Genomic DNA, 15135 nt, shown 5'->3' with positions numbered 1-15135 from the left:
CGAGTTGCGTACGCCGCCCCGCCGATCCCGTACTTCACCCTGGGGAGTTCCGCCGGTGACCGGGTCGGGGAGGCGCATTCCTACCTGACACCCGGCCGCGGGTGGCGGACCACGAAGCGTGCCCTGGCGAAGCCTGGCGAATATGCACGGGGCCTCTGACGCCGGGTTAATGTCAACTCAGCCGAGAACCTGGGGGCTTGACGTGAGCAAAGGTCCGAACACCCGCCTCAACGACCTGTTCGGCCTCGCCGGCTGGTCGAAGGGCGAGCTGGCGAGGATGGTCAACCGGCAGGCGGCGGCCATGGGCCACCCCCAGCTGGCCACCGACACCTCGCGGGTGCGGCGCTGGATCGACATGGGGGAGACCCCGCGCGAACCGGTGCCCACGGTACTGGCAGCACTGTTCACCGAGCGGCTCGGTCGTGTCGTGACCATCGAGGACCTCGGGTTCGTACGGCAGCGGCGCGCCTCCAAACGGCAGCCGGACGGGGCTCAGGAGAACCCCGACGGAATGCCCTGGGCGCCCGAACGCACAGCCGCGGTCCTCACCGAATTCACGGGAATGGACCTCATGCTCAACCGTCGCGGTCTGATGGGCGCGGGCGCCGTGCTCACCGCCGGCTCAGCCCTCAGCAACGCCATGTACGACTGGCTCCACACCGACCCCGCCCCCGCCAAGGAGGCGCAGCGCTTCGGGGACGCCTTCCAGGCCGACCCGGCGGGCTACGACCGCTACGAGGCGGCCCCGATCGGCTCCCAGGAGATCGAGGCCCTGGAGCGCTCCGTCGAGGTGTTCCGCGCCTGGGACGCCTCCAGAGGCGGCGGGCTGCAGCGCAAGGCCGTCGTGGGCCAGCTCAACGAGGTGGGCGGGATGCTCGCCTACCACCACCCCGACCACCTCCAGCGCCGGCTGTGGGGGGTGGCGGCCAACCTCGCGGTGCTCGCGGGCTGGATGTCCCACGACGTCGGCCTCGAACCCACCGCGCAGAAGTACTTCGTCATCGCCGCGCACGCGGCCCGCGAGGGCGGCGACCGGCCGCGCGCCGGCGAGGCGCTCTCCCGGGCGGCCCGCCAGATGGTCCACCTGGGCAAGCCGAACGAGGCCCTGGACCTGATGAAGCTGGCCCAGTCCGGCTCCGGCGAACAGACCCTGCCGCGCACCCGCGCCATGCTGCACACCATCGAGGCCTGGGCGCAGGCCGCCATGGGCAAGGGCCAGGCCATGCGCCGCACCCTGGGCGAGGCGGAGGAGCTCTTCGTCTCCGACAAGGGCGACGTCCCGCCGCCGAGTTGGATGCAGCACTTCGACGAGGCGGACCTGCACGGCATGCAGGCGCTCGCGTACCGCACCCTCGCCGACCACGACGCCACGGCGGCGCCGGTCGCCGCACGCCACGCCAGGGAGGCCCTGCGGCTGCGCGGCGACGGCTACCAGCGCTCGCAGATCTTCGACTACATCTCCATGGCCTCGGCCTGCTTCATCGCCGACGACCCGGAACAGGCGGACCGCTATGCCCGCCTGGCCCTCGTGTCCATGAACGAGACCTCCTCGCACCGGACATGGGACCGGCTGCGCGAGATGTACCGGCTCACCGGCCAGTACTCCGGCTACGCACGCATCGAGGACCTGCGCGAGGAGATCAAGCTGGCGCTGCCCGACAGCCCCGCGCCGCGGGTGCGGGGTACGGCCGTCTGACCCGACGGACAGTACGGACAGGGGAAAGGCCGCGCCGTGTGGCGCGGCCCTCGGCCCTCGTTCGAGAGGCCTCCCCTCACCGTCCCGAGGAGCGCGACCTCAGCCGCCGACCCGTGCGACCAGCACGCACGCGTCGTCCTCGCGCTCGCTCTCCCCGAACTCCTCGATCACCATCCGCACGCAGTCCTGCGCCGACCGCGCCGCCGAGAACCGCGGCGCCAGCGCCAGCAGCCGCTCGGTTCCGTCCGCCCGGCTGAACTCGATGCTGCGCGGCGTCAGTCCGTCGGTGTGCAGGACGAGTACGTCGCCCACTTCGAGCCGCTCCTCGGCCTGCCCGTACGAGGCCCCGGAGGTGGCGCCTAGCAGGACGCCCTCCGGCGGGGTGAGGGAACGCCCGGACCCGCGGCGGAACAGCAGGGGGGCCGGATGTCCGGCCTGCGCCCAGGACAGGACCCGGCGCGCGGGATCGTAGCGGCAGCACACGGCCGAGCCGAGCGCGGGCTGTACGGAGGTCTCCAGCAGCTGGTTGAGCCAGCCCATCAGCGGGCCGGGCTCGATGCCGGCCATGGCCATGCCGCGCAGGGCGCCGAGCATCATCGCCATCCCGGAGGTGGCGGTCACCCCGTGCCCGGTCAGGTCGCCGACCGTCAGCAGCGAGCGTCCGTCGGGGAGTTCGAGGGCGTCGTACCAGTCGCCGCCGATCAGCGCGCTGGTGGCGGACGGCAGGTAGTGCGCGGCCACGTCCAGGGTGCCGGTACTGCTGTGCGGGAACCGCAGGGAGCCGCGCCACGGGGGGAGCACGGCTTCCTGCAGCTCGACCGCCAGCCGGTGCTCGGTCTGCGCGATCTCCCGCTGGCGCTGCAGCGAGTCACGGGACTCGCGCACCGCCCGCTGGCTCCGGCGCAGTTCACTCACGTCCCGCAGTACGGCCCACATCGAGGCCGTGCAGCCGTCGGAGTCGAGTACCGGCTCGCCCCTCATGTGCAAGGTCCGGACCCGGCCGTCGGTCCGGACGATGCGGAACTCGCCGTCGATCGCCTTGCCGTCCACCAGGCAGGCGGTGACCCAGGAGGTGAGCAGCGGCTGGTCCTCGGAGAACAGGGTGGACCCCAGTTCGTCGAGCGGCAGCGCGCCCGCCTCGGGGGACCGGCCGAAGATCTGGAACAGTTCGTCGGACCAGCTGACCTCGTCGGTCAGCAGGTTCCATTCGGCACTCCCGACGCGGGTCTGCGCCTCGGGTCCGGCCTCGGGGGCCGCCTGCGGCAGCTCGATGGCCTCGGGCGCCGGCGGCAGGCCCTCCTTGAGCTGGCCCAAGTGCTCGCGGAGATCGTCGAGGTGGTGCACGGCGAGATCGCACAGCGCGCGCTGCCAGCGGCCCTGGGCGTCGTCGTCGTCGACGACGGTGTCGCGGCGGACCGCGTCCACTTCTCCCCGCAGCCGACGGGTCTGCGAGATCAACGCGTCCACCGACCCTGGCTCTGGAGGCTGCGCGGGACGGTCCGCGAACAGGTGGGACGGCATGAGAACTCCGATGCTTCCGCGGCACGGCCAAGTCTGAAGGAAGGACCGGTTACGACTGTTGCACAGGCGGCGACGGCGTGTAAGGCGTTTGGCAACATCCGTAACGGTCTTGCTCCTGGCATATGCCGCAGGCCTCTCGACCTCCTTTTCGCGTGCGAACGAATCCGGTCAGTGGCCGTCGCTAGACGCTCAGCGGCACCGGGTGAATCTCGTTCGCCGGGTGCCCGGTCCGCTCGTGGATGCGCTGCACCGCGTCGGCGGACGGTCCCGTCGACAGGCAGTAGACCGTGCCCGCCTCGGGGTCGGCCCACGCCCTCTCGAAGTGCACGCCTTCCTCGCCCTCGATCGCCAGGTCCGCGCGGTGCGCGGCCATCAGCTGTTCGGCGGTGATGCCTTTCATGCCCGTGTGGACATCCATGAAGGTGGCCATGTCGGGGCACCTCCTTCCGTTTCCTCCATCGTCCGCCCGCGGCCGGAAACCGGCCCATCGGAGGAGCCGGATCGATCGTACGGCCGAGGTGTACGAGGCCCCCCGCTTCCCCCATCGCGTAAAGACCGAATCAAGGCGGTGACCGCGGTACCCCCGAACGAAGGACCCCGCGCTCCGGTATCCGCCGGCACGTCGTGCACATCCTGCCGCCGCCCGCGCATGCGTCTCGTCTGACGGTATGTCCGCAAACCCGGCGGGCCCCGCCCCCGGGCTTCCCACCGCATCCCGCCGTGGCTACTCTACGTGTCGGTAATGAGCCGGGGGAGGTCCGCACGAGCGCGGGCCCGCGCAGGGTGGGGACACAACGACATGACCGGGCAGCACCACCCGGCGGGGCACAGCCGCCGCTCCCTCCTCACCTACCTCGTCGCGGCGCCGACCCTGGCCCTCGTCACCCGCGCCGGCGCCGACGTACTGGCCCCGCAGCCTGCCCACGCCGTGGTGCCCTCGCTGCCCGCCATCGCCGATGTGATCGACCTCGGCGACCTGTTCATCCTGGCCGGCGCGCCCACCTCCGCGCTGCTGGCCCTCGCCGTCGAGGCGGACGGCACCATCCGCTTCCGGCTGCCGCGCGAGGAGGTCGGCCAGGGCCTCACCACCGCCGTGGCCATGCTGGTCGCGGAGGAGCTCGACGCGCCGCTGGCCGACGTACGGGTGGAGCTGGACGACGCGCGCCCCGAGCTGCTCTTCAACCAGCTCACCGGCTCCTCCAATTCCATCCGCTCCCTCTACGGGCCCGTCCGGCAGTGCGCCGCCACCGCCCGGGCCCGTCTCGTCGCGGCCGCCGGCGCCCGCTGGGGCCTGTCCCCGGCCACGCTGACCACCGCGAACGGCGCCGTCCGCGCCCCCGACGGCCGCACCGCCGACTACGGCGGCCTCGCCGCGGCCGCCGCCGACCCGGGCCTCATCGTGCTCGGCGCCACCCCCAAGAAGAGGGCGAAGCACACCCTCGTGGGCAAGGCGACCAGCCGCGTCGACGCCCGCGCCATGGTCACCGGCGCCCAGCAGTACACCCTCGACCTCGACGTGCCCGGCGCCAAGCCCTGCGTGGTGCGCCGCCCGCCCACCCTCGGCGGCAGCGTCCGCACCGTCGCCAACCTCGCCGCCGTCAAGGCCATGCCCGGCGTCCTGCACGTGGTGACCGTCAAGACCGGCGTCGCCGTCGTCGCCGAGACCTTCGGCCAGGCCCTCGACGCCAAGGCCGCCCTCCAGGTCACCTGGGGCCCCGGCCCCGCGGACCAGCTCTCCGACGCGCAGATCCGCACGAAGCTGCGCGCCGCCACCCCGCCGCTGCTCGTGCCGCCGCTGCTGACCCCGTACGTCGACGCCGAGTTCGACTTCGCCTTCGTCAGCCACGCCCCGATGGAGACCAACTCCGCCGTTGCCGACGTACGGGACGACCGCGCCGAGATCTGGTCCGGCCTCAAGTCCCCGATCGTGGCCCGCGAGACGATCGCCGCCGACCTCGGCCTGCCCCTGGACAAGGTGAAGGTGCACGTGGTCCAGGCCGGGGGCTCCTTCGGCCGCCGCCTCTTCTTCGACGCGGCCCTGGAGGCGGCCCGGATATCCAAGGCCTGCCGCCGCCCGGTCAGGCTGATGTGGACCCGCGTCGACGACACCCGGCACGGCCGGATGCGCCCCGCCACCCACCACAAGATCCGGGCCACCCACCTCCTCGGCGAGGTGCTCAGCTTCGAGCACCGCGTCGCCGCCGCCGAAACCGACTTCCGGCACGGGCTCGGCGAGATCATCACCGCCACCGCGGCGAGCCTGCCGCTCGGCATCGGCAACGCGACGCTCGCCCAGACCCTGTTCCTGACCACGGTGAAGTCCCCGTACCACTTCGGGCTCACCACCCAGGCCCTCACCGAGGTGCCGACCGGCATCCCCACCGGCTCCTGGCGCTCGGTGTACTCCGCCAACACGCGCGGCGCCGAGGAGATCGTGGTCGACGAACTCGCCGCCGCGACCGGCAAGGACCCGTACCGGTTCCGGCGCACCTTCCTCAAGACCGACGCCCAGCGCGCCGTACTCGACAAGGTGGCGCAGGAAGGGGAGTGGGGGCGGCCGATGGCGCCCGGGTGCGCGCAGGGCATCGCCTTCCACGAGGAGTACAAGTCCCGCACCGCCTGCCTGGTCGAGATCGACACCCGCGATCCGGAGCGCGCCCGCGTGACCAAGGCCGTCATCGCCGTGGACGTGGGCCTGCCCGTGAACCCGCGCGGGCTGGAGGCCCAGATGATGGGCGGCCTCACCGACGCCATCTCCACCACCCTGCGCGCCGGGATCCACATCGACAAGGGGCTCCCGCTGGAAGGCAGTTACAGCCAGTTCCACTGGGCGCAGCAGCGGGACTCCCCGCGCGACGTCCGGGTCTTCGTCCTGCCGGCCACCGGCGAGGAGCCGGGCGGCGCGGGCGAGCTCGGGGTCCCCGCGGCCGTCGGTGCGATCGCCAACGCCTGGGCCCGGGCCACGGGTTCCAAGCCGCGCAGCTTCCCGCTCGACTTCGACGTCGACTTCACCCCCTACCCCCGATAGCCCCGGAGCCAGGAGTACGCCGTGCCCTCGCACACCTTCACCGTCAACGGGCAGAGCGTCACCGTGGACGCGCCCGACGATCTGCCCCTGCTGTGGGTGCTCCGCGACATGCTCGGGGTGCGCGGCCCCAAGTACGGCTGCGGTGTGGACGTCTGCAAGGCCTGCACCAGCCACCTCGACGGCTCCGACATCCGGCCGTGCGTGGTGCCCGTCTCCGCCTGCGCGGGGAAGACGGTGACCACCATCGAGGGGCTGGCCGACGGGGACGACCTGCACCCGGTGCAGGAGGCCTGGCTCGAACAGGACGTCGCGCAGTGCGGTTTCTGCCAGCCCGGTCAGATCATGGCGGCCGTCGCCCTGCTCAAGCGCACGAGCCAGCCCACCGACGAGGACATCGACGCCATCGCCAACATCTGCCGCTGCGGAACCTACTTCCGCATCCGCGAGGCCATCCGCAGCGCGGCGGCGAAGATGTAGGCGGTGCAGGCGATGTGGAGGGGACGCGGCGGCAGCGGATCCCGGAGCTTCCCCCGTGCCCAGCGGACTGGGCCGCGCCGGGATCGGCCGCTCGTGGTCAAAGCTATGCGGGTGCAGGCTTGTTGGCAGGGTTCGTTCCGCCCAGTGTCGGGCCGGGACGGGTATCACAGCGCACAGTGTGCGGCCGGTGGTTGAATGCGGTGATGGCCCGGTCCGACGACGTCCTCAAGGTCCACCGGCTCGCCCACACCGGCGGGTCGGCCGCGCTGCTCGAGTGGCTCGCCGCCCGGCTGGGCGGGTGGACCGGAGTGGTGGACGCCGAGGAGCCGCGGGGACCCGAGGCCGCCGTACGGGGCGCCGCCGAGATGCGGGAGCGCGGCGTACGGTCGGCCGTCCTGCAGAGCGGCGGCCCGGCCACGCTGCTGTTCGCCCTCGACGGCCGCCGCACGCTGGCCGCCGTACGGGCGCAGCCGCACGATTCCGGGGCCGCCACCCTGCTCGCCGACGCCGCCGTACCGCTCGCCCTCGTGCTGCGCGCGGAGGAGGCCGCGCGGCGCGAGGAGCGGGCCGGGCTCGCCGAGGCGCGGGCCCGCGAGGCGGTGCTGCACCTGCTGATGAACGGGCGGATGTCCACGGCGCACCAGATCGCCGAGGCGCTCGGTCCCTCGCTGCCCGAACCGATGCGGATGTACGTCGTCGAATGCCGGACCGGGCAGCGCGCCGAAGTGGCCCGGCTGTGCCAGGAGCTGACGGGCGGCCGCGCGTGGATCGTGCGCTGCCCGGTCTACGTACGCCACCTCATCGTGCTCGTGCCGGCGGACCCGGCGGCCGCTCCGGGTGACCACGACCCCCTGGCGGGGGCGCTGGTGGGGGTGGCCCCCGACTGCACGGTCGGGGTCAGCGGGGAGATGTGCCTGCGGGAGGCGCCGGCCGCCTATGCGCAGGCCTTCCACGCCCTGGCCGTCGCCCGGGGCCGCGCCGAACGCCATGCCCGCTTCGGGCCGGGGCCCGAGCTGGAGCTCGCCGCCCACGGGGCGGGCGCCGGCTGGGCCAGGGCGCTGCTCGCGCCCCTGCACGCGTACGCGCCCCGGCGCCCGCAGGACCCGGGCGCGCAGGAGCTGCGGGCGACCGCGCACGCCTGGCTGAACTTCACCTCGCACGCGACCCGGCTGCTGAAGGTCCACCGCAACACCCTGGCCGCCAGGATCCGGCTGGTCGAGGCCGTGCTGGGCCTGGACCTGGCGCGCCTCGGGGACCAGGCGGCGCTCTCGCTGGCGCTGCGGCTGACCTCGGGGGCGGGGGTCACGAACGCGGGATCTCCGGAGGCGGGCTCCCCGGGCGTAGGCTCCCCGGGCGTAGGCGCCCCGGACGCAGGTGCCCCGGACGCAGGTGCCCCGGACGCAGGTGCCCCGGACGCAGGCGCCCCGGACGCAGGCGCCCCGGGCGCGGGCTCCCCTGACGGAGGCCTGAACGCGGACCTCCCGGATCTCGACGCGGTGCTGAGCGACCCCCGCCTGACCGCCTGGGCCCGCGCCCACCTGCGCCCGCTGGCCGGACCCGATGCCCCGCCGGGCGTCCGCGAGACCGTCCGCACCTGGCTGGCGCACGACGCCCAACTCGCCCCGGCCGCCGCCGCGCTGGGCATCTCCGTCCCGGGCGCCCGCAAGCGGCTGACCCGCGTCGAAGCGCTGCTGGAGCGCTCCCTGCTGCAATCCCCGAGCGCCCGCCACGACCTGTGGCTGGCGCACCGGGCCGAGGAGCTCGCCGGGTGACACAGTCCCCAAAAGGGCTGAATGGGGCAGATCGTGCACGATCATGCCCCAATGAGGCGTATCAATATGAAACGAGTGCTGGTCGGTGAAGCCCTCGACACCGCGCGCCTGGGCGAGACCCTGCTGCCCAAACGGCTCGCCCTGCCGATCTTCTGCAGCGACCCGCTCTCCTCGGTGGCCTACGCCACCGAGGAGATCCTGCTGATCCTCGCCCTCGGCGGCGTCGCGCTGCTCCACCTCACCTGGTACGCGGCCGCCGCGATCGTCTTCCTGCTGGTGGTGGTCATCGCCTCGTACCGGCAGACCTGCCACGCCTACCCCGGCGGCGGCGGTGCCTACATCGTCAGCTCCGAGAACCTCGGAACCACCGCCGCCCTCACCGCCGCCAGCGCGCTGCTCATCGACTACGTGATGACCGTCGCCGTCTCCGTCGTCTCCGGAGTCGCCGCCATCACCTCCGCCATCCCCTCGCTCAGCGACCACCAAGTGGGCATGTCCGTGGGGTTCGTGGTGCTGCTGACCCTGATGAACCTGCGCGGCGTCCGCGAGTCGGGCCGCGTCTTCGCCCTCCCCACCTACGGCTTCGTCCTGGTCATCTACCTCATGTTCGCCTTCGCCGCGGTACGGCTGGCCACCGGCGAGACCATCCGCGCCGAGTCCGCCCACCTGCCGATCACCGCGGAAGGCACCTACACCGGAATCGCCCTCGTCCTCCTCGCGATGCGCGCCTTCGCCTCCGGCTGTACCGCGCTCACCGGCGTCGAGGCGATCAGCAACGGGGTCCCCGCCTTCCAGAAGCCCAAGGCCAAGAACGCGGCGACCACCCTCGCCGCGATGGGCGTGCTCTCCGTGACCATGTTCGTGGGCATCACCGCGCTCGCCATGGCGTACCAGGTGCACGCCGCGGCCGACCCCACCGAACTGGGCCTGGCCCCCGGCACCCCGATGTCCACCGCGCTCGCCCAGATCGGCCGCGCCACCTTCGGGAGCTGGCACTTCCTCTTCTACCTGCTCCAGGCCGTCACCGCCGGCGTGCTGATCCTCGCCGCCAACACCGCCTTCAACGGCTTCCCGATGCTCGCCTCGATCCTGGCCAAGGACCGCTACGCGCCCCGCCAGCTCTTCAACCGCGGCGACCGGCTCGTCTACTCCAACGGCGTCATCCTGCTCGCGCTCGCCGCCATCGCCCTCATCGTCGCCTTCGACGCCGAACTGACCCGCCTCATCCAGCTCTACATCATCGGCGTCTTCGTCTCCTTCACGCTCTCCCAGGCCGGCATGGTCAGGCACTGGAGGAAGGAGCTCGCCTCGCCCGCCACCCCGCGGGAGGAGCGCGTGCACATCCACCGCCGGCTCGCCATCAACGCGGTCGGCGCCACCCTGACCGCCCTGGTCCTGGTCATCGTCCTCATCACCAAGTTCACGCACGGGGCCTGGCTGGTCGTCATCGCCATGCCGCTGCTCTTCCTCGGCATGAAGGGCGTACGCCGCCACTACGACCAGGTGGCCCGGCAGGTCGCCGTCGCCCCCGACGCCAAACCGCGCAAGCCCGCCCGCCACCACGTCCTGGTCCTGGTCTCCTCCGTGCACGCACCGACCCTCAAGGCCATCGGCTACGCGCAGGCGCTGCGCCCGGACACGCTGACGGCGGTCACCGTCGCGGCGGACGAGGAGGAAGCGGCCCGGCTGCGCGAGGAGTGGGCCGAGCACGACCCCGGACTCCCGCTGAAGATCCTCCACTCGCCGTACCGCGAGGTGGTGGGCCCGATCCTGGCCCACGTGCAGGAACTGGCCGCGGACACATCGACGGACATCCTGTCGGTGGTGATCCCCGAGTACGTGGTGGGCCACTGGTGGGAGCAGCCCCTCCACAACCAGAACGCGCTGCGGCTGAAGGCGCGGCTGCTGTTCACGCCCGGGGTCGCGGTGATCGACGTGCCGTACCTGCTGGAGTCGGCGCGCCAGGAGGGCCCGCAGTAGCGGGCTCCGCCGCGGCGCGCTGCACCACCGCCGCGTGCGCCAGCGTCAGCTCCACCACGTGCCGGGGGTCGGCCAGGGACCGGCCGGTGAGCTGCTCCAGGCGGCGCAGCCGGTTGGAGACGGTGTTGCGGTGGCAGTACAGCCGCTGCGCGGCGGACGTCGTGGAACCGCGGCAGGCCAGCCAGGTGCCCAGGGTGGTCAGCAGCACTCGGCAGTCCTCCGCGGGCAGCGCCAGTACGGGCCCCAGCACCACCTTCCGCAACCGGCCCGCGAGTTCGGCCTGGGCCGCGACCAGCGCCGCGGGCAGCCCCTCGTCGAGCAGCGCGGTGCGCGGGCCGCCGGACGCGGGGGCGGTGCGCAGCGCAAGGGCCGCCAGCCGGTGCGCCCGGGCCAGCTCGGCCGGCGCCTCCACGACGGGGCTGACCCCCGCCCGGAGCCCGAGCGGCGCGAGCAGCTCCCGTACGGACTCCAGCGGATGGTGGCCCAGCTCCACCAGGCCGGTCTCGCCGCCGGCGCGGATCCGCCACAGCACGCGCGGCGCGCCGGTGGCCCCGGGTCTCTCCGCCGGGTGGGCCGGACCGTCCGCGGCGGCCACCACGACCACCGCGAAGCGGCCCCGCTCGGGCAGCCCCAGCTGGGCCGCGGCCTCCGAGGCGGCGGGCCCGTCGGTGGCGGCCGCCCCGTCCAGCAGGGCGTCGAGCAGGGCCGCGCGGCGCTCCCGGTCGCGGTCGGTGCGCGCGGCCTCCGCAACCCGGTAGGACTCGGACACGGCGTCCGTCATCTGGTCCAGTACGTCCCACAAGGTGGTCGCGCCCGGCAGCAGCCGGGGCAGCGCCGCCCGGTCGTACGAGGCCACGGCCTCGGTGAGGGTCTGCCAGAGCAGCCGCCCGCCGCGGCGGTAGGTGCGCAGCAGGGAGCCGAGCGGCAGTCCCTGCTCGGCCCGCAGGGTGCCGGTGGCCCGGGCGTCGGCCAGGTCCACGGGCAGGCCGCGGGAGCTGCGGACCAGGCCCTCGACGGCCTGGCGGAGGTTGTGGTGGATCCGCTCGCGCAGCTCGGCGCGGCCGAGCAGGGCGGCGTACGCGGGATCCTCGGCCAGCGTCCGGTCGGCGAGCCGGTCCGCCGCCACGGCGATCCGGCGGGACAGGTCCTCGCGTATCTCCTCGATGATCCGCTCCATGACGGGCAGCCTGACACGGGGGAGGGGGCGGTGGGGAGGGCCCGGACCGTCCGCATCCGCTACCGTGTGCGAAGCACTGCAGTTGCAGTGCTCACCGTCGACCCCCAGGGACCCGCCATGCGCCAGAACCCGCAGCGCCGCGCCGCGCTCCTCGACGCCGCGATCGAAGTCCTGGCGCGCGAGGGCTCGCGCGGACTGACGCTGCGCGCGGTGGACGCGGAGGCGGCCGTCCCGACGGGCACCTCCTCCAACTACTTCGCCAACCGGGCCCAGCTGCTCGTCCAGATCCTGCACCGCACCCGGGAGCGGCTGACCCCGGACCCCGCCGACCTGGCCGGCCCGCTGGACACCAAGGTGCTGCTCGGGCGGCTCCTGGAGCGGATGCGCCGCGAGCGCAGCGTGCACATCGCGATGCTGGAGCTGCGGCTGGAGGGCACCCGGCGCCCCGAACTCCAGGCCGAGCTGGCCGGCTTCCAGCGGGCGGAGCTCGACGCGAACGTCGCCTGGCACCTGGAGGCGGGCCTGCCGGGAGACCGGCAGGGCGTGGTGCTGCTCTACCTCGCGATGCTGGGCCTGATCGTGGACGACCTGACGGCGCCGACGATGCTGGACGGCTACCCGGCGGAGGCCCTCATGGAGGCGATGGTCGAACGCCTCCTCCCGCAGCCGCCCACGCCCTGACGGCGCGACCGCCGCGCGTCCGGGCGGGGTCCGGTGATCTTATGCTCAGGTTTACGCGAGTCAGCTGGTTTTGCGGCCGGTGAGCGACTTTGATGGGTTTGCCAGGCCTCGTACCGGAGCAGGGGGACTACTCATGGGCACCGACGGCAGTCAGAAGGACAGCACACCCACCCTGATCGGTTCCGTGCAGCGCGCACTACGCCTCGTGGAAGCGATGTACGCCGAAGGCGGGGCCACGGCCAAGCGGCTCGCCCGGCTCACCGGCATTCCGCTGCCCACCGTCTACCACCTGCTGCGCACCCTCAGCCACGAGGGCTACGTCGAGCGCGAGGGCGGGTCGTTCCGGCTCGCGGACGATCTTCCGCTCGCTTCGTGATCAAAAGTCGACGGGTTCCGGCCACACAGTCGTGCGGTTCCGCGCATGTTCCAGCGGAAAATGCCAGAAGGCCCTTCCGCACTGTGGAAGTTGAGTAAGTTCCCTCCTGTCGCGCCGTACGACCGTGCACCCAGCACGTCCGGCCGGGAGGGGAGCCCGCGTGCCCGGGATCGACGAATGCCTGCTCGAAGCCATGGCCCTGCCTGGTGCGCGGGGGGCCGCGCTGGTCGACTGGAGCAGCGGACTGGCCCTCGGCACCGCGGGGGACTCGCCCGTCGGGGACCACGAGACCACCGCCGCCGAGACCGCCGAGCTGGCCCGCGCGGCCGCCGAGTACGAGTCCTTCGCCCCGGCGGACGGGGCTCCCTTACGCGGTGACGCCGCCGGCCCGCCCGTCGAGGACCTGATCGTCACCACCCGCACCGGCTACCACGTGCTCCGCTTCGTCGAGACGAGCTTCGACAGCAGCGTCTTCCTGCACCTCTGGCTCGACCGCGACGGCAACCTCGCCCTCGCCCGCCACAAACTCCGCGCCCTCGCCGAGGGGCTGGTGCTCAGATGACCACCCCGCCCCCGGCCCCCGTCGCGACCGCCTTCGCCGCCGTCTCGCCCCTCCTCACCCGGCTCGCCGCCGAGCGTGCCACCGGCGCCCTGCTGCGCGACCGGGGCACCCTCTTCCTAGAGGACGGCCGCATCGTGCACGCCGAGAGCCCGGCCACCCCCGGCCTCGACGTCCTGCTCACCACCGGCGGCGCGCTGGCCCCCGAGCGCTGGCGCGAGGCCGTGGACCGGGCCGGCGCCCGCCGCCAGGTGGCCCGCTTCCTCGTGGACAGCGGCGGCCTCGCGGGCGGCGAGCTGGAGATCTGCCACCTCGCCGCCATCTTCGACGCGGCCTTCTTCGCCCTGTCCCCGGGCAGCGGGCCCTCCCGGTTCCGCCGCGGGGCCACCCACTGGATCGGCTCCGACCGCTCGGTCCCGGCCGCCGCCGTGGAACGGGAGACCCGCCGCCGCCGGGAGCTGCTCGACGCGGTCTGGCCGTACCCGCTGCTCGACACCGCCCCGGTGGTGCCGCGGCCCGCCGCGCCCGGCCAGACCGTGACCGCCAGGCAGCGGATCCTGCTGGCCCGGGCGGACGGCGTACGCACCCCCGCGGACCTCGCGTGGGTCCTGGGCCGGCCGGCCTTCCACACGCTGCTCGACGTACGGCGCCTGGCGGCGGCCGGACTGGTCGAGACCCCGCACGCTCCGGCCCCGCCGGCGGCCGCGGAACCCCTGCCCGACTGGATGACCCAGACCCAATCCCCGGACGTGGCGCTGCTCCGCCGGTTACGCGACGCACTGGAGGCAAGCCTGTGAGGCTCCCGCTGCGACCGGCCCTGCGCGCCGACCGCTCCGAGCGGAGGCAGCCAGAAAGGAGAAAGGCCGACATGAGCACGGTGCCCGCCGAGGCGGAAGCCGAGATACTCGCCGAGCTCCGCAGGCTGCGGGCCCGGGTACCCCAGCTCACCGGCGCCCTCGCCGCCAGTGCCGACGGCCTGGTGCTCGCCCGGGACAGCGCCGCCTCCGAGGCGGAGACCGTCGCCGCGCTGACCGCGGCCGCCCTCGGGGTCGCCCAGCGGCTGAGCGACAGCACCGGCCAGGGCGGATTCCGGGAGCTGCTGGTGCGCGGAGAGCTCGGGTACGTGGCCACCTACGCCGCGGGCGAGGCGGCCGTCCTCACGCTGACGGCCGAGCCGCGCATCAACGTGGGGCGCCTCCACCTGGAGGCCCGGCGCTCCAGCCTGCGCATAGCGGAGCTCATCGACCACACCCTCGGGCGGCGGGGCGCCGACGTCCCGCCCGCCTGAACCGATCCAGCACAGCCACAGCAGCCACAGCCACAGCCACACGGCAACCGACCACGACAGTCACAGTGAAAAGGGAAAGAGGAACCTCTCATGGCGAACGTCGAGACCGCTCTCAAGGAAGCCACCACCACCATCGACGGCGCGCTCGGCGCCGCCCTGGTCGACTACGGCAGCGGCATGGCCCTCGGAACCGTCGGCGGCGGGAAGGACCTCGACCTCACGGTCGCGGCCGCCGGCAACACGGACGTGGTGCGCGCCAAGGTCCGCACGATGGAGTTGCTCGGCCTCAAGGACGAGATCGAGGACATCCTCATCACCCTCGGCGGCCAGTACCACCTGATCCGCCTCCTCAAGGGCCGGGGCACCTCGGGCTTCTTCCTCTACCTGGCCCTCGACAAGGGGCGGGCCAACCTCGCGATGGCCCGCCACCAGTTGAAGAAGATCGAGTCCGAGCTGGAGGTCTGACCGGGGATCGTTGAGGTGGCGGGCGGCTTAATTCTTTGCCGTCCGCCCCGGCGATCAGCTCTGGTATGTCCGAATAGGGAGGAGTTCATGATTCTGCTACAGAGTAAGATGCTGT

The 15135-nt window shown here is 73.2% G+C and carries 14 protein-coding genes; 11 read left to right on the top strand and 3 right to left on the bottom strand.

The window, feature by feature from the left end:
• Positions 1–202: 202 nt before the first annotated feature.
• The gene (locus tag ACFWBN_RS30875) at positions 203–1696 is read left to right on the top strand and encodes a hypothetical protein (protein WP_385182053.1); all 1494 of its coding nucleotides are present in this window, start codon (positions 203–205) and stop codon (positions 1694–1696) included.
• A 99-nt stretch (positions 1697–1795) separates the two neighbouring features.
• On the opposite strand, the gene ACFWBN_RS30870 is transcribed toward ACFWBN_RS30875, so the two are convergent.
• Entirely contained in the window at positions 1796–3217 is a 1422-nt protein-coding gene (locus tag ACFWBN_RS30870; protein ID WP_385182050.1) for a PP2C family protein-serine/threonine phosphatase, read from the bottom strand.
• A 181-nt stretch (positions 3218–3398) separates the two neighbouring features.
• Complete coding sequence (locus ACFWBN_RS30865) at positions 3399–3647, bottom strand: SCO4226 family nickel-binding protein (RefSeq protein ID WP_385182047.1); 249 nt, start codon at positions 3645–3647, stop codon at positions 3399–3401.
• Between the two features lie 369 nt (positions 3648–4016).
• Between ACFWBN_RS30865 and ACFWBN_RS30860 the strand changes: the two genes are divergently transcribed.
• The 4 genes from ACFWBN_RS30860 to ACFWBN_RS30845 all read left to right on the top strand — a co-directional run bounded on the left by ACFWBN_RS30860 (position 4017) and on the right by ACFWBN_RS30845 (position 10474).
• Positions 4017–6245 carry a molybdopterin cofactor-binding domain-containing protein gene (locus ACFWBN_RS30860; protein WP_385182044.1) on the top strand — a complete coding sequence of 743 codons (2229 nt, stop codon included), beginning with the start codon at positions 4017–4019 and terminating at the stop codon, positions 6243–6245.
• A gap of 21 nt (positions 6246–6266) precedes the next feature.
• Complete coding sequence (locus tag ACFWBN_RS30855; protein ID WP_385182041.1) at positions 6267–6722, top strand: (2Fe-2S)-binding protein; 456 nt, start codon at positions 6267–6269, stop codon at positions 6720–6722.
• 203 nt (positions 6723–6925) lie between these two features.
• Entirely contained in the window at positions 6926–8494 is a 1569-nt protein-coding gene (locus ACFWBN_RS30850) for a helix-turn-helix domain-containing protein (protein ID WP_385182038.1), read from the top strand.
• A 66-nt stretch (positions 8495–8560) separates the two neighbouring features.
• Positions 8561–10474, top strand: coding sequence for an APC family permease (locus tag ACFWBN_RS30845; protein ID WP_385182035.1), 1914 nt, complete (start codon positions 8561–8563; stop codon positions 10472–10474).
• Here ACFWBN_RS30845 and ACFWBN_RS30840 read toward each other — a convergent pair.
• A complete protein-coding gene (locus tag ACFWBN_RS30840; protein WP_385182032.1) occupies positions 10404–11651 on the bottom strand; it encodes a helix-turn-helix domain-containing protein in 1248 nt (415 codons plus the stop codon). The two genes, ACFWBN_RS30845 and ACFWBN_RS30840, sit on opposite strands and share 71 nt — an antisense overlap.
• A 117-nt stretch (positions 11652–11768) precedes the next feature.
• On the opposite strand from ACFWBN_RS30840, the gene ACFWBN_RS30835 reads away from it, so the two are divergent.
• The 6 genes from ACFWBN_RS30835 (at position 11769) to ACFWBN_RS30810 (ending at position 15020) form a co-directional block, all read left to right on the top strand.
• Positions 11769–12332 (top strand): TetR/AcrR family transcriptional regulator, encoded by a 564-nt coding sequence (locus ACFWBN_RS30835; RefSeq protein ID WP_385182029.1) that lies wholly within the window; start codon positions 11769–11771, stop codon positions 12330–12332.
• A gap of 133 nt (positions 12333–12465) precedes the next feature.
• Positions 12466–12708 carry a helix-turn-helix domain-containing protein gene (locus tag ACFWBN_RS30830; protein WP_385182026.1) on the top strand — a complete coding sequence of 81 codons (243 nt, stop codon included), beginning with the start codon at positions 12466–12468 and terminating at the stop codon, positions 12706–12708.
• Between the two features lie 160 nt (positions 12709–12868).
• Entirely contained in the window at positions 12869–13270 is a 402-nt protein-coding gene (locus tag ACFWBN_RS30825; protein ID WP_385182023.1) for a hypothetical protein, read from the top strand.
• Positions 13267–14064: a transcriptional regulator gene (locus ACFWBN_RS30820; RefSeq protein WP_385182020.1), complete on the top strand. Its 798-nt coding sequence runs from the start codon at positions 13267–13269 to the stop codon at positions 14062–14064. The genes ACFWBN_RS30825 and ACFWBN_RS30820 overlap by 4 nt, the downstream gene beginning before the upstream one ends.
• A 71-nt stretch (positions 14065–14135) precedes the next feature.
• Entirely contained in the window at positions 14136–14555 is a 420-nt protein-coding gene (locus tag ACFWBN_RS30815; protein WP_385182017.1) for a roadblock/LC7 domain-containing protein, read from the top strand.
• Positions 14556–14645: 90 nt separating this feature from the next.
• Positions 14646–15020, top strand: a complete 375-nt coding sequence (locus ACFWBN_RS30810) for a hypothetical protein (RefSeq protein ID WP_385182014.1) — start codon at positions 14646–14648, stop codon at positions 15018–15020.
• The last annotated feature ends 115 nt before the right edge of the window (positions 15021–15135 follow it).

The sequence above is a fragment of the Streptomyces sp. NPDC059989 genome (assembly GCF_042736975.1).
Classification (GTDB): domain Bacteria; phylum Actinomycetota; class Actinomycetes; order Streptomycetales; family Streptomycetaceae; genus Streptomyces.
This window is presented reverse-complemented; position numbering and strand designations above follow the sequence as displayed.

Coding starts and splice junctions, on each gene's coding strand:
- ACFWBN_RS30835 (WP_385182029.1), top strand. CDS start 11,769: ATGCGCCAGAACCCGCAGCGCCGCGCCGCGCTCCTCGACGCCGCGATC.
- ACFWBN_RS30860 (WP_385182044.1), top strand. CDS start 4,017: ATGACCGGGCAGCACCACCCGGCGGGGCACAGCCGCCGCTCCCTCCTC.
- ACFWBN_RS30830 (WP_385182026.1), top strand. CDS start 12,466: ATGGGCACCGACGGCAGTCAGAAGGACAGCACACCCACCCTGATCGGT.
- ACFWBN_RS30870 (WP_385182050.1), bottom strand. CDS start 3,217: ATGCCGTCCCACCTGTTCGCGGACCGTCCCGCGCAGCCTCCAGAGCCA.
- ACFWBN_RS30850 (WP_385182038.1), top strand. CDS start 6,926: ATGGCCCGGTCCGACGACGTCCTCAAGGTCCACCGGCTCGCCCACACC.
- ACFWBN_RS30815 (WP_385182017.1), top strand. CDS start 14,136: ATGAGCACGGTGCCCGCCGAGGCGGAAGCCGAGATACTCGCCGAGCTC.
- ACFWBN_RS30810 (WP_385182014.1), top strand. CDS start 14,646: ATGGCGAACGTCGAGACCGCTCTCAAGGAAGCCACCACCACCATCGAC.
- ACFWBN_RS30820 (WP_385182020.1), top strand. CDS start 13,267: ATGACCACCCCGCCCCCGGCCCCCGTCGCGACCGCCTTCGCCGCCGTC.
- ACFWBN_RS30865 (WP_385182047.1), bottom strand. CDS start 3,647: ATGGCCACCTTCATGGATGTCCACACGGGCATGAAAGGCATCACCGCC.
- ACFWBN_RS30845 (WP_385182035.1), top strand. CDS start 8,561: ATGAAACGAGTGCTGGTCGGTGAAGCCCTCGACACCGCGCGCCTGGGC.
- ACFWBN_RS30840 (WP_385182032.1), bottom strand. CDS start 11,651: ATGGAGCGGATCATCGAGGAGATACGCGAGGACCTGTCCCGCCGGATC.